Genomic DNA, 18,962 nt, shown 5'->3' with positions numbered 1-18,962 from the left:
AAAAAAAGCCCCGAGGGGCTTATAAACATCGCAGGTAACTATTTAGAAATTCCAAATAATGCCCACTTTGGCAAACACACCTTCTTTATCGCCCCAGGTGTACTCGTTGGCGTTTCTTTGCTTGTGATCGCGGTATGCTAGATCAGCCAATAGGCTCATGCTTGAATTAACAGGGATCTCTGTGTATAAGGCATAATTACTGTAATCGTACCCCGTTCCATCAAAGATTTCAGTTTCTCCTTTTTCATATCGAAGTTCCAGATACACATTGTTGTCAAACCGAAACTGAACCAAGGGTTTGAATGCAGTTTCCTTCCAAGCAAAATCGTTTTTGTCCTCATGAAACAAGAATTTTCCACCTAAGTTGATCCAGTCATTAAATCGATATACATACAAAGGTTCCGATTCGTAAAACATCGCCTTTTCTTCTTTCCAATAACCAGACTCTAGATTTAAGTGGAGGAAGTGTTTTCCAAATGAAAAGTTAAGCTCGGGTGTTATTTGATACTGAGTACTTTCTTCGAAGCCCGATACCTTTTCATATCCAATCTCGACTGCATAATTAAAATTCTCGTTCACCCATTTTTCATAGCGAGGCATCAGATCTATAGTAAGCAACGCATTACCTTCTGATACTCTGTCTTTACCACGATATGCATGTGTTTCTTTTATCACGTATGCGAGTCGGAAATTTTCACTGACTTTAGTTGAACCGTCAGCAAAAATAAACGATTTGAATAACTGGCTAGGTGCATTCTTATAGACGTACTCTTCATACTCATACCCTGTGAGCATACGAGTTCGTTTTTCTTTTGAGCTATCAGAGCTCGTTGTCATAAGTACGGTACCAAAGCCGCCAATATCTCGTAATGATTCATCCGTTGACTGAAACTCTACCTGAGCTCCTGTCACCCCCCCATATCCGGGTAGTTCGATCCCGTCCCACATTCCAGGTTTAGCGTTCACGTCACCATAGCCAGGTAATGAAATACCTTCCCACATACCTGCTTTATGTTCGGCACTCAACAAATTTGGCGAAATAAACGCAAAGCTTAACCACAACGTTGCAGAGAGTTTTCTCATGTTCACGTTCTCCCCAACTAGCGATTATTGGGAACAAAGCTACGATACATTTCTTTTACATCATCCATGTAGTCGCGAGCTTCCAAATAAGTTTGTACGTCGGCATTGATCTCGTCAGCAATAAACGCTCCAACAAACATACCTTGGTCCAAAGAGAGTATTTTTGTTGACATGCGACCTTCAGTATCGACAGCGTCATACCAACCAAACTCAGACTCTATTTTCGGGTAGTAATCTTTCAGCGCTTTTAACGCAGCCACAGAGGTTTCTGGGCTAACAATGTAAGACAAGGCCGTTGCATGCGGTGTTCCGGTCAATCCACCATGCATTTCGTTGTTAAACATCATTTTGCTCTCTGAAAGGTGAGGAACACCAAATTCAGCGTACCCGTCGTCGACGGTTGCAGAGGATGATAACAATGGGATGTTGTGTTTGGCTGCGTAAACCATTTGAGCAAAGGTCATATCCTTTACAAGGCTATAATCAGGCATGAGCTCACTTTCGTTCATCCAAATAGATGGCAACATTCCCTGAAAGTAGGTTCCATTCCAAGTTAACATTGGGTTGTATTGCTTACCATTAAATGTGAATGGATAGGTATATAACTCCATATCATTAAATGCACTAAGAGGAACTGCATTTTCACCTTGGTCACGAGTAATTAGAGCAGCCCAAAGTGGAGCTAACCGACTTTCGTTAGCTTTTCGGTCAATAAAGTAAGGCAGTGGAGCATTTTCTCTTGTACTCCATCCTGCACTCATCAATCCGCGCTGTTTATCATAAATAGCAGCCCAGCCATCTAGTTGTCCCTCAAGAATAGCCTCGATTCTGGAAACGATAGCTTGTTTCTCTGACGACGTTGAATCAAGATACGCTCCCGCTACCCCAACAAGAGAAAACGCTAAGTTGGCATTATCAACTGCAGGAACAATGCCTTCCTCAGTTGGCTGAAGTTTTCCATCAACAATGTCATATGGCCAGAAATATAGCCCCTTCCATGTCGGTGTTTCTTCAAGCACATCAAGAACTTCCCCAATTCTCACTAAAGCATCTGCATTGCCTGCTTTTTCCACTTCTACCAAAATATTCAGATACAGACCAATTTCGGTAGTGTTTACGTAGTAGAAAGGGACAACTTCACCATCGACTATCGATACGGTGTCAAAAGGAACTTTAGAAACTGGGTCAACACCAACGCCGTCGCGGAAGAAATTCAAATTGTTGTTGAGCTCAGCTCTAAAACTTTCTGGATACAAATGATCTCTGATCGTCAATTCATCTAAAACAATGTCGCTGGCAAAAGTGCCAACACTGAAGCTTATCAATGCTGCTGCAAAGGCATACTTTTTATTACTCATCATCATGTCCAATTGATTAAGGGTCTGCTTAAACGTTTATATAACAGTGCGGCAGATTTACTGGGTCGTCAATAGTGGGCAATACGCAAATGTGATCCAGATATGATAATTTTTGTATTAACTATAAAATAGAGAAATTAGCATCGAAAAATCAAAAAACAGTACTTTAAATACAACAGGTTAATATAAATTGCTCACTAAATCACAAAAAAGTCAGTAAGCATTGATAAGGTAAATGTGTTCCCTGTACCTGTCGAAACTCACAAAAATCACATTGGCTTTATCATTTTACTTGCGTTACTGAAATTTAAACATCATGCTCATCACGGATTAAACGTTTAACTAAGTACTGAAATCAGTTGTTAAGTAGCCATAGGATCGAGAAATAAAGCCATGGAACAGTTTCCCCTTAGTAAGAAAACACTTATTGCATCTCTCTGCACCTTAACATTAGTGGGTTGCTTGGATGACCCATACGAAGAACCAAATGAGCCTGTCGATAGAATTGTTCTTTATGGCTCGGGCGATACAGGTGCATTTTCAATGGCTGTTGTCGATAGTTCGGACACAAAAGCGTTTGTAGACGCTAACGGGTCAGTGAGCCAGGGTAATGTTCATACACGAAGTGTGACGGGAAATACACAAAGTATGACAGGAAATCTCAATGGTGACCTCGATATCACTATCACCAACGACGAAAAAGGGCGCGTCTTGCTTCAAAGCAAGGACGGGTCTCCTGTTCTCTTAGACATCGACACCTCTAAGGCTACGTTACAATTTAATAGCAAAATGAAGAGTAGACCTATTGCGGGTCAGGAAATATATCTGACCACTCAAAAGTCAATAGATAATGATGTCGGCCAAGTGTCACTAACTAGCTCTTTCCTAGCCAGCTATAACGGCGCAACACAAACAGTGAAGGTTCCGCTATCTTGTTTTACAACTTCAGGCATGGACTTTACTCAAGCCGTAACTCCTTTTGCAATAGAATCTTCGAACAACCTCGACTTTACGCTTGGTAGCATTCAAATCGTTGCCAACTCTGCTGATGCTGAAGATGTATTGCAATGTCAATCATCGAGCGAAAAAGTTGAAGCTGACGATTCTAACGATAGTTACCAAGTTTCAACTTTGTTTAACATAGATGATAGCGGTACTGGCGGATGGGCTACAGGTATAACCAACTGGATGACATCTGGAGAAACGACTCTTCATTGGGGGTCAGATCATGTCCGATTGGAATATACTGATGCACCACTTGGCGAAAATGGAGGTTTAGTTTTTGCGACAACAGATGGAAGCGATCGAGATATTTCCAGTTACATCGAGACAGGCATGCTTCAGTTCATGCTCAAAGTATCAAGTTATGCCGCCCATCCAACTAAGCGCCTCCAAGTCCAAATGGAGTCAAGCGAGTTCGGAAACTCAAAATCATATCTACTCGGAGAAAACGCGGCTCAGAATCGCTGGACAGAGGTTAAGATTCCATTGAGTGAACTTTTCACTCGTGATGATGGTAGTGTGAACATTAATGTAGTTAAAAACATTGATAAAGGACTCTCTATTTTACCGGAATGGGTAGAATCTACAGATACGCTGCAAGGAATTGACTTTTCAGTTCGCGACATTCGAATCACTATGAGTGATCCTACAAAAGAGATAATGCTATACGGCCCAACTGATGACCAACGCTTTGATGTTATCGTCATAGATAGTGATAGTGTAGAAGCGATAGTCGATGAAAATGGCAATAGTGCACAAGGTAACATCCAAACCCAAAACCCATTAGGCACACCAAGAGGTACACTTAACGTCACTATTTCAGATGACAATGCAGGTCGCATATTGTTACGTAGTAGCGATTCAAGTCATGTAAATATTGATGTTGACCCATCCAGTGCAACTATACAATTTGATGTCTCAGCAATTAGTAAACCAGCATTAGACCAAGAGATCTACATCACGACTCAAAATGAAGTCGGTGTCGACAAGGGGAAAGTGTCAATAACGAGCGCATTACTTGCCAACTACAATCAGGGAACACAAACCATCAAGGTTCCACTTTCATGTTTCTCTAACGAAGGTATGGACTATACAAATACAATTTCCCCGTTAGCACTGGAGTCTTCAACAAACTCTAATTTTGAATTTGGTAACGCTCGAATAATTGGCAGCTCGAACGAGCAAAGCAATGTACTTGAGTGTGATACCACCAGTACGCCGCTTGCTGGAGATGATCAAAACGATTCCTACGCTGCGTCCAAAGTTTTCTTCGTGTCCGGAGGTGTACAAGGCTGGGCAACAGGCATCACTAACTGGATGACAGGGGGAAGTTCAACGCTCCACTGGGGTGGAGACCATATTCGTATCGATTATGACAACGCACCGATAGGTGAAAATGGGGGGTTGGTTTTAAAAACTGTCGATGATAGTACTCGTGACTTGTCTAATTATATAGACCGTGGAGTTCTCCAGTTTATGTTTAATGTCGACAACTATGGTTCTCATCCAACACAACGCTTTCAAATTCAAATGGAATCGAGCCAGTTCGGTAATTCACAGCCTTATATACTTGACGTAGGTATGGGCTGGCAACAGATTCAAGTTCCACTTCGCGATCTTTTCTCAAAGGCGGATGGAAGCATTGATATCAACACATTGAAAAACATTGAAACAGCAGTATCAATTCTTCCTGAGTGGGTTGGAGCTACCGATACATTACAAGGTATGCAATTCTCAATAGGTAGTGTTCAATTAGTCATTCTATAATCTGCAATTTAACTTAGGTTGGAGGTAGCACTTCATTGCCTCTAACCTAAGCTTTCTTAAAACTGGAAAAACAAGGAAGAGGTACTAGTACTTGCTCACGAATGTCGATGACCTCTTTACACCAGTCGAACACCCAAAATGCCACAAGATCATTTTTGAATGAAAGTGGTGAACGCGACCAACAGTAGAACTCTTAACACGAATGCTTTCACCTGAACTGCTGAACTCTCCGACCTTATTAAAAGGAACGTAATCTTTCCCTCCCTTCTCCCTTTTTTTCATCTAAACGTTTCTGGCCTTTCTTTTTGAGAAGCTTATCTGCATCTGACATAAAAAAACCTCCGACTAAGCTAAAATTAGCCGGAGGTTAAAAACGATCAATCTTCATTGTCTTCCGACAGCTCTTGTCGATCTTTTAATTGCCCCTACTCAACAGTTACCGCTTTCGCTAAGTTACGTGGCTGGTCCACATCGGTACCTTTGATTAATGCAACATGGTAAGACAGTAGCTGCATTGGTACGGTGTAGTAGATTGGAGCGATGATGTCATCAACGTTTGGCATTTGGATGATCTTCATGTTTTCATCACCTTCAAAGCCTGCTTTCTCATCAGCAAATACATACAGTAGACCGCCACGCGCACGTACTTCTTCAATGTTCGATTTCAGCTTCTCTAAGAGGTCGTTAGTTGGCGCAACAACGACAACTGGCATGTCTGCATCAATAAGTGCTAGAGGACCGTGTTTCAGTTCACCAGCTGCATAAGCTTCTGCGTGAATGTATGAGATCTCTTTGAGTTTTAGCGACGCTTCCATAGCAATTGGGTAGTACTCACCGCGGCCAAGGAATAGTGTGTGATGCTTATCTGCAAAGTCAGTTGCTAATGCCTCGATTTCTTTGTCGAATGCTAGCGCTTTTTCAATATTTGTAGGAAGTTCATGTAGAGATTTTACGATTTCAGCTTCACGTTCTTCGGTCATACGACCTTGCAGACGAGCGATAGACACTACCATCATTAACATTGCTGCTAGTTGAGTCGTAAAGGCTTTCGTCGATGCCACACCAATCTCAGTCCCTGCGCGAGTCATAAAGGCAAAGTCAGACTCACGAACCAACGATGAACCAGCAACGTTACAGATAGTCATTGCCGACATGTAGCCTTTTTCTTTCGCTAAACGAAGAGCAGCCAAAGTATCAGCCGTCTCACCAGACTGAGATAACGTCACTAGCAAGCTATTAGGGCGAACCACAAAATCACGGTAGCGGAACTCAGAAGCAATTTCCACATCACAGCTTACGCCTGCGATCGACTCAAACCAATAGCGAGCTGCCATACCTGAGTTATAAGACGTACCACAAGCGATGATTTGAACGTGGTCGACCTTCTTAAGAATATCTACCGCGTTAACACCAATTGCTTCAGTGACTACCGCTTTGTCGGTAATACGACCTTCCATAGTGTTGATCAACGCACGAGGCTGCTCGAAGATCTCTTTTTGCATAAAGTGACGGTATTGACCTTTGTCGCCAGCATCATGTTCCGCATTAGACTCAGTGATTTCACGCTCAACTGGGTTGCCGTCTACATCGATAACAGTAACCTCGCGACGAGTAATTTCTGCCACATCGCCTTCTTCAAGATACATAAAACGGCGTGTCACACTCAATAGAGCCAATTGGTCTGAAGCCAAGAAATTCTCACCAACACCAAAACCAATAACGATTGGACTACCAGAACGAGCTGCCACAATACGGCTTGGGTCTTTACGGTCAACCACAACCGTTCCATAAGCACCATCAAGTTGAGCTGCCGTTTTTTGCAGTGCTTCCACTAGGGTTGCAGAAGTACGCAGTTCCCATTCAACTAAGTGTGCGATAACTTCCGTATCGGTTTGAGATTGGAATACATAACCACGCTCTTGAAGCGTTGCACGTAGCTCTTCATGGTTCTCTATGATGCCATTGTGAACCACAGCGATATCACCGGATACGTGTGGATGAGCGTTCGCCTCTGAAGGCTCGCCGTGTGTTGCCCAGCGAGTATGAGCAATACCTGTACCACCAGTCACATCTTGAGAGTCAACCGCATCCGCGAGCTCTTGAACTTTACCTAAACGACGAACGCGTTTCAGTTCTGAATCTGCATCAACAACGGCTACGCCCGCTGAATCATATCCACGGTACTCCAGACGGCGTAAACCCTCTACCAAAATTTCCGCTACGTCTCGTTGTGCTACCGCACCTACGATTCCACACATATCAATTCTCCGTTTCTTATTTCTGTCTCCCTCTCTGAGTGCAAGCAAATCAATGATGGAGGGAGTAATTTTGTTAAGCGCAAATCACCTTTACGCCGTTCGATTCAATTTGAGCTTTCTGCTCGTTAGTTAAACCTTTGTCTGTAACGACGACATCAATGGCATCCCACGCTAATTCTAGATTAGGAATTTTTCGGCCTATTTTCTCGGATTCAATCATTACCACGACTTCGCGTGCGACTTCTGCCATAACATTACTAAGACCGATTAGTTCATTAAATGTGGTGGTGCCGCGCGCTAAATCGACACCATCGGCACCGATAAATAACTGGTCAAAGTCGTAAGAACGAAGTACCGACTCAGCAACCTGCCCTTGAAATGATTCTGAATGACTATCCCAAGTACCGCCTGTCATTAATAGCGTTGGTTCATTTTCCAAGTCATTGATGGCATTCGCGAGTGACAACGAGTTTGTCATTACCACTAGTCCTTTCTTACTGCCAAGCCTTGAGACCAAAGCGCCTGTTGTGCTGCCACAATCGATAACAATTCGATAATGATCATTGATTAGACCAACTGCGGCCTCTGCGATGCTCTCTTTCGAGGCAGACGTCAAACTCGACTCATTCAGCACCTCATCTACGGCTTCTTGAGGTAGTGCTACAGCACCACCATAGCGTCTTAGTAACTGGCCGTTCTTTTCTAAAGAAGTAAGATCTTTACGAATAGTCACTTCAGAGGTGTCGAATAGAGCGGATAGCTCTTCTACGCTCACCTCTCCACGCTCTTTAACAAGTTGAGCAATGGAATGACGTCTGACTTGAGTATTTCGCTTTCGCATTTTAATTTCGATTCAAAACTTAACTGATAGCAAAATTATTTCACAACGTAAGTTATCACGCAAGAAATCCGCTGTATTAAATCTAAGACAGGGTTCACCTGATGAAAAAACACACATAAAACTTTCGTTTCGAAAGATAACATCACGAAGAATGGGTAGTATTTTGAAAAACCGCCGAGGGAAAATTGAGAATAAACTAAGAAGAAAAGAAGGAGAGATAGAAATATAACTTCGGCACAGGATAGTGCCGAAGTTCGTCACTATTTAAACCAGCGGGTTATCTCGACACAGTGTTTCAACCAACTCGGTAATCGCCAGAATAATGGTGGATTTAACGCGTTGATAGTGGCGTTCTAAAAACATTTCCAGCATCACCGCATCTAGGCCATCTGTCATGCTTTCATCGTATTCGATCGGCATCATTTTTTGGATAGCGCTGATTTTGTTCAACTCAAACAACACGTCTCTTTCGGTAAAGCTCACATCATTTTCTTGATGCTTGGTCCATTCACGCAGTGTTACGAAGATATCGATATCATCGAATACTTCCTTGGAGATAACACCTAGACCTAAAAGTAGCTTAGCCCGAACGAGAATATCCCCCAGCGGACCATCGTTGGTCAGAAGAGGATCCACCACGTACTTCACTGCATAGTCGTCTTTATGAAAAATACTATTGATCAGCGTATCTAACGTATCATCAATCGCATCATAAGCCGCCATAAGGCACTCACTCGCGTCTTTCGCTTCAGACAGCGCCTCTAAAAGTTCAGTTTCATTAGGTGGGTGCAGTGGCATAACATCTCTTAATACAAAGGGTGCCACTTGCGTGGCACCAACAGCTTGAATCATTTGAGCGCTAGATACGCTTCGTGCGCTAGTGTAACAACTTCTGAATCAACATTCAGCTCTGAATAATGGGCGAGTGTTTTAGCAAAGCCTTGTTCAGCAAACATAGCTTGAAGCTCTACTGCTTGTGGATCATCGTCATTCTTATAAAGAAATGCTGCCGCAATACCTTTGATTAAGTGAGAGTTAGGTAAACCGTATTCAATCGTACCGTTTAGTGGTTTGATCAAACGATCTTGTGGGCTTAGCTTACGAATTGGTTGACGACCAACACGATCTACTTCATCACGTAGGTATGGGTTGGCAAAACGGTTAAGTATTTTTTGAATGTACGCCGCGTGCGCTTCTGCATCAAAGCCGTAACGACGAATTAATACTTCACCACTTTCCTGCATAGCTGCTTGAACATCTGCAAAGATCGCAGGGTCTTCAATAGAATCTTTAATTGTCTCGTGGCCTGCAAGCACACCCAAGTAAGCCGTTATTAGGTGGCCAGTATTCAATGTAAACAGCTTACGCTCTACGAACGCCATTAGGTTGTCCGTGCATTCCATGCCTTTAATAGCAGGAATGTCGCCAACAAACTGAGTTTCATCAACAATCCACTCGCTGAACGTTTCTACCGTTACTGCCAGAGGATCGGTTTCGCCTTCCTCAGCAGGAGGAACGATACGGTCTACCGCAGAATCTACAAAGCCAATGTGCTCTTGAGCAAACGCTTTAGCATCATCTGATAAATGCTCAAACACCATCTCTTTGAGCTGGCTAGTGCCGCGAACCATGTTCTCACATGCAATGATATTAAGAGGTGCAGTATTGCCACTTTCTAGGCGCTTTTCGATACCTTGAGCAACAGATTTAGAAATGATTTTTAAAACCGTAGGGCCAACTGCAGTAGTTACCATATCAACAGTCGCAATGAGCTCAATGATGTCTGCGCTCGTTGAGTTTACGGCAGTCACATTGTTAACTTGCTCTACAACACAATCTTCGCCAACGATTTTTACTGGGTAGGATTGACGTTCGATTAGGGCATTAACCACTGTTTCGTTTACATCGGCAAATGTTACGTGAATACCCGCATCTGCCAATAGTTTACCAATAAAGCCACGACCGATATTACCTGCGCCAAAATGTAGTGCTTTCATAAGACGTCTTCCTAAATAACTCATTAAAAAAAGAAAAAAACAAAATCAAAAATGAGACCAACAGGGGGAGCGTTGGTCTCGTTTCACTTAGGAGCTATGACTTAAAGCCATGGTGATCATCACCATTTATGCTACTTACCACTTAGGATGCGAAGTACATCCTCAACGTCAGTGGTAGACTTCAAACATTCAACAGCTTCGTCGTCATCAAGTGAATTCGTAATCGCTGTGATAACTTGAATATGTTCATCACCTTGCGCTGCGATACCAATGACCATCTTCGCAACATCATCTTCGTCCTCACCCCATTGAACACCTTCAGGGAATTGGCAGAACACGATACCGGTTTTGTTGACGAACTGTTTTGCTTCAATAGTGCCGTGAGGTACTGCAATCGACTCACCAAGGTACGTAGAAACCAACTCTTCGCGAGCCAACATGCCTTCAACATACTGCGGTTCTACATAACCAAGTTTTACGAGTTGCTCACCAGCAAACTTGATAACTTCTTCTTTGGTTTTTGCTTCCATACCTAAGAAGATATTTTCATTCGAAAGCTTAAGCGTTCCTTCTTCGCTTGAGCTAGTGTCTGCTGGTGCTTCAGGCTTTTTTGGCTCAGCACCCGCTTGTTGTGCATTCACAAGGTCAGAAACCAGACCATCATATAAAGCACCATCTAGGAAGTTGCTTAGAGAAATGTGATGTGAGTTTGCAGCATGTGTACGTGCACGGTCAGTCAGATCTTTATGAGTAATGACGATGTCAGCATCATCCGGTAAGCTGTTGATCGCTAAGTTAGTTACCGAAATGTCTAAGTTAGCAGCATCTACCTTCTTACGAAGCATGCTTGCGCCCATCGCACTTGAACCCATACCCGCGTCACACGCTACGATGATTTTGCGAACTTTTGCTAAGTCTAGAGCTGCACCATTTTGACCTTTTGAAGACGCTTTCATGCTTGCCATTTGGCTTGCAGCTTTTTCTAGAGATTCTTCTTCGTCATCTTGTTTAGATGTTTTCATTAGTAGCGATGCGATGAAGAATGTCACTGTTGCTGAGGCAATTACAGATAGAATCACGCCAACAAATGAAGACTTAGGAGTCATCAGAAGTACAGCAAAGATTGAACCTGGAGACGCTGGAGATACTAGGCCTGCGTCGAACATCGTTAGTGTGAACACACCCGTCATACCACCAGCAATCACTGCGATGATCAGACGTGGGTTCATTAGCACGTATGGGAAATAGATTTCGTGGATACCACCAAAGAAGTGGATGATCGCCGCACCTGGTGCTGACTCTTTAGCATTACCGCGTCCAAAGAACATGTAAGCAAGTAGTAGACCTAGACCTGGACCTGGGTTCGCTTCAATCAGGAAGAAGATTGATTGACCCATTTCTTCGGCTTGTTGGATACCAAGTGGCGAGAAGATACCGTGGTTGATCGCGTTGTTTAAGAACAGGATCTTCGCAGGTTCAACAAAGATAGAGGTTAGAGGCAGAAGACCTGCGTTAACCATTACGCCTACACCCGCAGCAAGTGCAGTAGAGAGTACCTTAACTGCTGGGCCAATAACTAGGAAAGCAAGGATGGCACAAAGCATACCAACGATACCAGCCGAGAAGTTGTTAACCAACATCTCAAAGCCACTCTTAACTTTACCTTCAACTGCTTGGTCAAATTTCTTAATCGTTAGACCGCCAAGTGGACCTACAATCATTGCACCCATAAACATTGGGATATCTGTACCAACAATCACACCCATTGTTGTGATAGCACCAACAACCGCACCTCGGTCGCCAGCAACCATTTTACCGCCGGTATAACCAATCAATAGCGGTAAAAGGTAAGTAATCATCGGACCGACCATCGAACCCAAAGTTTCGTTTGGAATCCATCCGGTTGGAATAAATAGTGCCGTAATCAAACCCCAAGCGATGAATGCGCCAATGTTTGGCATCACCATGTTGGAGAGGAAACGACCAAAGTTCTGTACTTTGATTTTCGCTTCAGGAGATAGCATAAGGTCATCCTCGTTATCAGAAAAAGTAGTCCCTTTGGACCAAAAGTTGTTATTCAAAAGTCCATTAAAAAGTAACACAAGATTTCCAAAAGTCAGCATGACGGCATTTTTGTGATCCAAATCACTACACAAAAACCACAACCAACAATAACAAGTGATGCAGATCACGTAATTGCAGCGTTGATAAATTACACAGCAACTTTATTGATAATGAATCTCATTTATTGTTGATCGACATCACATTTATTAGCCTATAACACATAAAATAATTAGAGACTCAAGTCACACTTTGATTAAATTACCACTCAGAATGCTCATCTAACCCTACTTAAAGCCGACCAATATAGCTCAACAAATAGTCAAAAATCGCTATAATGTAATTTTATTACAGATATGTTTTTTGACTTTCATTTAATCTCTGACAAAGTAGCGCTATAAAAACAAAACGTGAAACCTAAGAGGATTACCTAAATGATCTCCGCACTTTTATTTGATATGGACGGATTGATATTCGATACGGAAACGGTCTACAAAAAGAGTTGGCAATACGCGGCTACCCAGATGGGGTATGAATTAACCGACGACTACTATCAAGGTTTTATTGGCGTGCAAGACCCTGACTGTGAACGAATGTTGTGTGAGCACTTTGGTGAAGGATTTGACTTAGCCGCATACAAGGTCATTCGCGACCAACATTTTCATGAAACAAGAGAACAAGGAATAGGCTACAAACATGGGTTCCACCAGCTTTTCAAAACTGCTAAGGAACTCAATCTTATCACTGCACTCGTCACCTCCTCTCATTTGCCTGAAGTAAAACATAACTTTCAAAACTCAGACTACCTTGAGAAATTCGATACCATAATTACCGCAGAAGATGTACAAAATGGTAAACCTAGGCCAGATTGCTACATCATGGCATGCCAACGCCTTAACCTGATTCCAAGTGAATGCTTGGTACTGGAAGATTCGAATAATGGCATGCGCGCAGGAAAAGATGCTGGATGCCAGGCAGCGATGATTCCAGACATCACCCCCCCCAAAAAAGACATCGCTGAAATAGCTGACTATTTATTCGAGTCATTGGAACAGGTCACCGACCTCATTCGTAGCCAAACGAGTTCTTAAACAACGTCGGTGATTACGCAAACCAATGGTGTCAACCTAGATACCATTGGTTAATCCCACCAAACCTGTTGATTCTCAGTTGCACTCAACTCTCGTATGAGTACCTTTTCTCCAATTTTCGGACATACGACATTTACATTGCGTTCACTAGCTTCTCGAACTAGGCGTTTTAACGGCTCATTCCAAGCATGGAAAGAGAGGTCGAACGTGCTGTTATGAATGGGCAACATGACACTCCCTTTTACATCGATATGCGCTTGAACACTTTGTTCTGGAAACATGTGAATATCGGCCCACCTATCATCATAAGCCCCCGTTTCCATCAACGTTAAATCAAAGGGACCATAACGTTCACCAATATCGCGAAAACCACTGAAATAACCAGAGTCACCACTAAAGTAAATTTTTGATTCACTACCCTGTATCACCCAGCTTCCCCACAACGACAAATCACGCTCTTTGTAGGAACGACCAGAGAAATGTTGAGTTGGAGTGAAAACAAACGTCAATGTCCTAATTCTCGCCGACTGCCACCATTCCAATTCTTGGATTTTATTTCGCGCCACCCCCCAGCCAAGTAAATAGTGTCCGACACGCTTCGGTACAAGAAATTGATCAACTCGTTCATGAAGTTGTTTAATGGTTTGTTTATCAAGGTGATCATAATGATCATGACTGATTAAACAGATATCAATGCGAGGAAGATCTTCTAAAGAGATAGGTAAGGGATGAAAACGCTTAGGACCAACCCAAGACAAAGGCGATGCTCTGTCGCTGAATACAGGATCAGTGAGCAACACTTTACCGTCTATTTTCATTAACACCGCAGAGTGTCCTAAGCGAAATACACAATCGCCTGTATCTGACTCAATGCTTTCACGTCTAATCGTTTCAACCGGAATGCTAGGAACCTGAGAGTAGATTAGCTTATCCACATTTAAATATGAACGCAGTGTCGCTAGCGTATCTTTGAAAGAGGGATTATAGATGAGTTCGGTATTGGTGAATGGTTGAAGCTTAGCTTTGCGGGTAAATGGCAGCGCTTTTACACTGCGAGATAACAACACTGGCATACATGACTTTCCTTGTAGCTGATTATGTTCATTCAGTGTTGCCTGCCAAAATGACATCGAGATGCAAAATACACGAACATTATATGTCGTTAAATTGACCAAACTGAAACAATTGCTAGAGGTGGAGTCTGTATTATTTCCCAAGTAAAAATGACAAAGCCCCGCTTGATAGCGGGGCTCAATTAACTTAGTCGCAAACCGTTACTTCTTAAGTTGAGTAAAGTAGTCGAAGATTACTGGCACGTCGTTTTGAGCTAGACCTGCGTCAACCGCTGCTTGTAGGCTCTTAGAAGTCCCTTCAGCAATCAAAGACTCAGTACCTAGGTCAGATACCATTTCTAGGAAGTAGCCTAGATCTTTGTTTGCATTAGCAATGGAAAAACCTAATTTCTCTTCGCCGTCTACGGCGTAGAACTTACAGAACTGCATAAATGGAGAATTAGATGGGCCTGCTGACATAATGTCGAATAGCTGTTGGCCATCAACACCGGCTAGTTTTGCAACAGCGAACGCCTGCGACATCGTTGCTACAGTGGTCATACCCATAAAGTTATTCACTAGCTTAGTCACGTGACCGGAGCCTAACGCACCAAGGTGGAATACGTTTTCGCCTTGCTCATCAAGAACAGGCTTTACCTTATTAAACGTGTCAATATCACCGGCAGCCATGATGTTTAGTAAACCATCTTTCGCGTGAGCAGGAGTACGACCCAGTGGCGCATCGATCATACCAGCGCCGCGAGCTGCAAGCTCTTCGCCAATCTTGCGAGTGGAAGCAGGGATAGAGGTACCAAAGTCGATAAGTGTTGAACCTTCTTTAATACCAGCTAGGATGCCTTCGTCACCATAAACGACTTTCTCTACTACTGCAGAAGTGGTTAGACACAGCATTACAATGTCGCTGTTTTCAGCCAGCTCTTTTGCCGTTGTTGCTTCTTTAGCGCCACGAGCTACACAAGCAGCAACAGCGTCTTTGTTTAGGTCCATTACGTTTAGCTCGTAACCACGGTTTTGAAGGTTCTCAACCATGTTACCGCCCATAAGGCCTAGGCCGATGAAACCAATGACTGGTTTTGTCATGTGTGACTCCTAAAATACTATTGTATGACTATTTGAGTTAATCATATATGCTCTGTTTGGGTTAAGCAATCAATCTCCGGTGAGATTTTGTGATCAATGCTAGATAATGAGATCTACCACTCGAAAATTGAGCATATAATCATACAAAAGCAGTTTTTCATTACGTTCTGATAACAGAATCTTTATGAAGACTCCGTTCAACGTTAGCCAATTTCTATGACGGCCTGTATATCGTGACTATAGTTAACAAAGGCTCATTAACACGGGAAAACAGATAGGCATGAGCGAGTTAACAGAGATTCATTGGCCTGACTATTACCATCCTAAAAACTCATCCGTACACGTTAAGGAAGAGATTGTCGTACCTTCAGAATGTGAACGGATATGGGCTTGTATCGTTCAAGCGCCTTGTTGGCCTAATTGGCACCATAGAAAAACTGCGGTTCAGATAACAAAAGGTGACACGCGTGAGCTTCACAAAGGAACGATGTTCAACTGGATCACCAAGACCATGAGCTTTGAATGTACGGTAGTGGAATATATCCCTCACGAGCGTATTGCCTGGAAAGGGAAATGTGGAGGCGTTGATATGTATCACGCTTGGCTATTAAGTCCTTGCGACAACGGTTGCCGCATTGTCACTGAATCAACTCAGCGAGGTGGACTCCGTTGGCTAACCGGTAGATTCGTGACCAAACAAGTGGCGGCTCATCACCAACAATGGTTGCATCTACTATGTGAGCAAGCAAAAGGATAACCAAATCACAGAAGACAGGCAGCCTCTACAACAGCGAAAACACTGTGTCGCGTAACCAACGGTGAGCCACATCATTTTGCCATTTAGCATGCCACAGTAAATAGTAACTGTGTGACGGCAATGAAAATGGCAGCGGGTGAATGTCAAAGTCGGATTTGTCTGGCAATCTTTCTACAAGATACTTAGGCAGCGTTACCAATAAATCACTTTCTCGTACAACGTCCAGAGCTTCGCGAGCGCTCGACAACGTTAACGCTACATTTCTTTTTACCGATAAGTTGGCAAAAAACTCGTTCACCTCAAGATCAATATTCGCCACCAAATGCAGTAAGACATGCCGAGACTCAAGGTATCGCTCAAGACAAAGCGTCTGTTGAGACTTGTGATGCTCTTTAGACCTAACAACAACATAGTCGTTGTCAGCAATGCGCTTCCCATAGATGTTGTCCGGGATCCGGTGTGCTGGGGTGATCAGTATATCGACATCCTCCGTGGACAACTCATTAATATCCCGATGTTGCCACAATTCCATACTGAAGGAGGCATTCGGCGCTTGACTCATCAACGCCAAACTCAAGTCTTTTACCAGCGATAATGAACTAAAACTTGAATACGCTATTCGATAGGTGCGCTTTATTTCACTGGGCTCAATCGAACTGTCTGAATATAAGCCTTCAATGGCGCTAAGAACATGAGGTAGCGCTCGTTTAAGCGACTCCCCACGCGCCGTGAGCACGAATGTTTTTCCCTCTCGAATTAACAGAGGGTCAGAAAACTCCGCTCTTAGTTGAGTGAGGTTTCTACTCATCGCCGACTGAGTTACTCGCAACCGTTCTGCAGCTTCAGTGAGGCTACGTGTTTCAAGTAGAGCTTGCAGTGGTCGCAATAACTTGTAGTTGTGTCCTATCATCCGTAACGCGATTTCCTTTTTTATGGTAGAGACTTAAGCATCCAAACATCGCAACCGTTATGCAGCGTACCTTCATAGGGTGCGTTTAAATGTGTGAAACCAAAGTTCTCGTACAATCTCACTGCTGCCGACATGGAAGTGAGTGTGTCCAAGTAGCAAGATGCGTAGCCTTGTTCAGTCGCGAACGCTAAACATTGCTGCAATAACTCCTTACCTAATCCAAGCCCGCGAGTTTCAGGTAGTAAGAAAAGTTTCTTTAGCTCGCATACGTCTTGATGCTCACCAAATGGTGCTAATCCGCAACCTCCAACTACCTTGCCATCCACTAACGCAACAAGATACAAACTGCGATTTGCTTCACTGTAGTTTTCGCTCATTGCTAACACTTCTGGATCCGAAGGACCAAACCCTTCGCCCACTGCGCCAAACTCGGCTCCCACGGACTGAATCACAGCACACAACGCCTCATCGTACTTTGGCATCGCATTTACTATTTCGACTTTCATAATGTTCTCTACTTCTATTAAATACCTTTTCACTGTATGCCGCTTTAAAGCTCTATAAAAGTGATATTTAGTTTAGTTAATCATGATAAAAAGTGATAGTTATACAATTATGCAGAGTAACTCTTATTAGATGGAAGTGAAAAACATAATATATAAGTTATTGGTTATTCCGTGAAAGGAGTCTGACCGTTAGGATAATGACTCGGTTGTAACTGATTGAAGCCCGATGAACAAAAACTTCTCTTTGGCGCTCACCGCCATGACGGCATTTGCGCTTAACTCTCTATTCTGTCGATTCGCTTTGGGAACCGAGGTCATCGATCCAGTAGGGTTTACTTTAATTCGCTTAGTCAGTGGAGCCGTCACCTTGGTTGCCCTTAGCTATCTATTGGACGACCAACGACAAAACCAAAGCTCACTTAAGCTCAGTCAATGTCAATCATTCTCCCTAGGCTTGTCACTTTTTGGCTATGCATTGCTATTTTCTTTTGCTTACATCACGCTTGATACTGGGACTGGCGCCTTAATCTTGTTTGGCACCGTACAATTGACGCTGATCGCTTATCACCGAATCAGTGGCCATCAAATATCCAAGTTAGAGATGGTGGGTATTGCCATCGCGTTAACCGGTTTTGCTTCATTACTATTACCGTCTGCATCTCAACCTTCTATTGTCGGCACTGTGCTGATGGTCTTATCTGGGGTTTGCTGGAGTATCTTCACAATATTAGGGAAAAGCGTCCCATCTCCTATCTTAGCCACTAAACAAGGTTTTCTCGTGGCCAGTATTCATGGTTCTCTATTTTATTTTGAGCCTATTTGTTAGTTCAGAGTCGATTCTATTCAATGCATCCGGTGCTCTTTACGCCGTGTTATCGGGTTCGCTCGCCTCTGCTGTGGGTTACTTTTTATGGTATTCACTGCTTCCGAAGATCGATGTGCTTGATGCGTCATTACTGCAGCTAACAGTCCCTGTTATTGCTATGGCTCTTGGTTGGCTATTTATCGGTGAAACCGTGTCTGCCATGTCGCTCCTATCAACCTTTCTTATATTGGGCGGAATAGGTTTAGTGTCTTGGTTTAAGTTGCAACGTAAATAGAAAATACAGATAGGATACAAAACGTTAATTGGTATCTACCTTAAAGTTGAACTAAGTTAGTAGCATTAAAATAGTCAC

16 protein-coding genes are annotated in these 18,962 nt (G+C 43.1%); 5 read left to right on the top strand and 11 right to left on the bottom strand.

The features are described from left to right. Positions 1–42: 42 nt before the first annotated feature. Positions 43–1,083: a hypothetical protein gene (locus L2W36_RS03315; RefSeq protein WP_236109318.1), complete on the bottom strand. Its 1,041-nt coding sequence runs from the start codon at positions 1,081–1,083 to the stop codon at positions 43–45. Between the two features lie 17 nt (positions 1,084–1,100). After that, a complete protein-coding gene (locus L2W36_RS03310) occupies positions 1,101–2,441 on the bottom strand; it encodes a hypothetical protein (protein ID WP_236109317.1) in 1,341 nt (446 codons plus the stop codon). Between the two features lie 393 nt (positions 2,442–2,834). Between L2W36_RS03310 and L2W36_RS03305 the strand changes: the two genes are divergently transcribed. After that, positions 2,835–5,210, top strand: coding sequence for a putative glycoside hydrolase (locus L2W36_RS03305; protein WP_236109316.1), 2,376 nt, complete (start codon positions 2,835–2,837; stop codon positions 5,208–5,210). 425 nt (positions 5,211–5,635) lie between these two features. Here L2W36_RS03305 and glmS read toward each other — a convergent pair whose 3' ends face one another. The 5 genes from glmS to L2W36_RS03280 form a co-directional block, all read right to left on the bottom strand. Beyond that, positions 5,636–7,468 (bottom strand): glutamine--fructose-6-phosphate transaminase (isomerizing), encoded by a 1,833-nt coding sequence (gene glmS / locus L2W36_RS03300; RefSeq protein WP_031493813.1) that lies wholly within the window; start codon positions 7,466–7,468, stop codon positions 5,636–5,638. Between the two features lie 73 nt (positions 7,469–7,541). Then, positions 7,542–8,309, bottom strand: coding sequence for a DeoR/GlpR family DNA-binding transcription regulator (locus L2W36_RS03295; protein ID WP_006070345.1), 768 nt, complete (start codon positions 8,307–8,309; stop codon positions 7,542–7,544). Positions 8,310–8,573: 264 nt separating this feature from the next. Continuing rightward, entirely contained in the window at positions 8,574–9,107 is a 534-nt protein-coding gene (locus L2W36_RS03290; RefSeq protein WP_088879014.1) for an MltR family transcriptional regulator, read from the bottom strand. Positions 9,108–9,157: 50 nt separating this feature from the next. After that, positions 9,158–10,306, bottom strand: coding sequence for a mannitol-1-phosphate 5-dehydrogenase (locus L2W36_RS03285; protein WP_038227437.1), 1,149 nt, complete (start codon positions 10,304–10,306; stop codon positions 9,158–9,160). Positions 10,307–10,437: 131 nt separating this feature from the next. Continuing rightward, complete coding sequence (locus L2W36_RS03280; protein ID WP_236109315.1) at positions 10,438–12,330, bottom strand: PTS mannitol transporter subunit IICBA; 1,893 nt, start codon at positions 12,328–12,330, stop codon at positions 10,438–10,440. 471 nt (positions 12,331–12,801) lie between these two features. Between L2W36_RS03280 and L2W36_RS03275 the strand changes: the two genes are divergently transcribed. Then, positions 12,802–13,458 carry an HAD family hydrolase gene (locus tag L2W36_RS03275; RefSeq protein WP_236109314.1) on the top strand — a complete coding sequence of 219 codons (657 nt, stop codon included), beginning with the start codon at positions 12,802–12,804 and terminating at the stop codon, positions 13,456–13,458. A gap of 50 nt (positions 13,459–13,508) precedes the next feature. Here L2W36_RS03275 and L2W36_RS03270 read toward each other — a convergent pair whose 3' ends face one another. Both L2W36_RS03270 and L2W36_RS03265 read right to left on the bottom strand, forming a co-directional pair. Continuing rightward, positions 13,509–14,531 carry an MBL fold metallo-hydrolase gene (locus L2W36_RS03270; RefSeq protein ID WP_236109313.1) on the bottom strand — a complete coding sequence of 341 codons (1,023 nt, stop codon included), beginning with the start codon at positions 14,529–14,531 and terminating at the stop codon, positions 13,509–13,511. A gap of 201 nt (positions 14,532–14,732) precedes the next feature. Then, positions 14,733–15,611, bottom strand: a complete 879-nt coding sequence (locus L2W36_RS03265; protein ID WP_006070339.1) for an NAD(P)-dependent oxidoreductase — start codon at positions 15,609–15,611, stop codon at positions 14,733–14,735. A gap of 280 nt (positions 15,612–15,891) precedes the next feature. Between L2W36_RS03265 and L2W36_RS03260 the strand changes: the two genes are divergently transcribed. Then, positions 15,892–16,368, top strand: a complete 477-nt coding sequence (locus L2W36_RS03260) for an SRPBCC domain-containing protein (RefSeq protein WP_031493465.1) — start codon at positions 15,892–15,894, stop codon at positions 16,366–16,368. Between the two features lie 25 nt (positions 16,369–16,393). Here L2W36_RS03260 and L2W36_RS03255 read toward each other — a convergent pair whose 3' ends face one another. Together L2W36_RS03255 and L2W36_RS03250 are read right to left on the bottom strand one after the other, a co-directional pair. After that, positions 16,394–17,278 carry a LysR family transcriptional regulator gene (locus L2W36_RS03255; RefSeq protein WP_236109312.1) on the bottom strand — a complete coding sequence of 295 codons (885 nt, stop codon included), beginning with the start codon at positions 17,276–17,278 and terminating at the stop codon, positions 16,394–16,396. Positions 17,279–17,298: 20 nt separating this feature from the next. Beyond that, entirely contained in the window at positions 17,299–17,784 is a 486-nt protein-coding gene (locus L2W36_RS03250; RefSeq protein ID WP_236109311.1) for a GNAT family N-acetyltransferase, read from the bottom strand. Positions 17,785–18,010: 226 nt separating this feature from the next. Here L2W36_RS03250 and L2W36_RS03245 point away from each other — a divergent pair, with 226 nt between their 5' ends. Both L2W36_RS03245 and L2W36_RS03240 read left to right on the top strand, forming a co-directional pair. Beyond that, positions 18,011–18,610, top strand: coding sequence for an EamA family transporter (locus L2W36_RS03245; RefSeq protein WP_236109310.1), 600 nt, complete (start codon positions 18,011–18,013; stop codon positions 18,608–18,610). Next, positions 18,594–18,884, top strand: a complete 291-nt coding sequence (locus L2W36_RS03240; RefSeq protein WP_236109309.1) for an EamA family transporter — start codon at positions 18,594–18,596, stop codon at positions 18,882–18,884. Before L2W36_RS03245 ends, L2W36_RS03240 begins: the two co-directional genes overlap by 17 nt. The last annotated feature ends 78 nt before the right edge of the window (positions 18,885–18,962 follow it).

The sequence above is a fragment of the Vibrio sp. McD22-P3 genome (genome assembly GCF_021568915.1).
Lineage (GTDB): Bacteria > Pseudomonadota > Gammaproteobacteria > Enterobacterales > Vibrionaceae > Vibrio > Vibrio mediterranei.
This window is presented reverse-complemented; position numbering and strand designations above follow the sequence as displayed.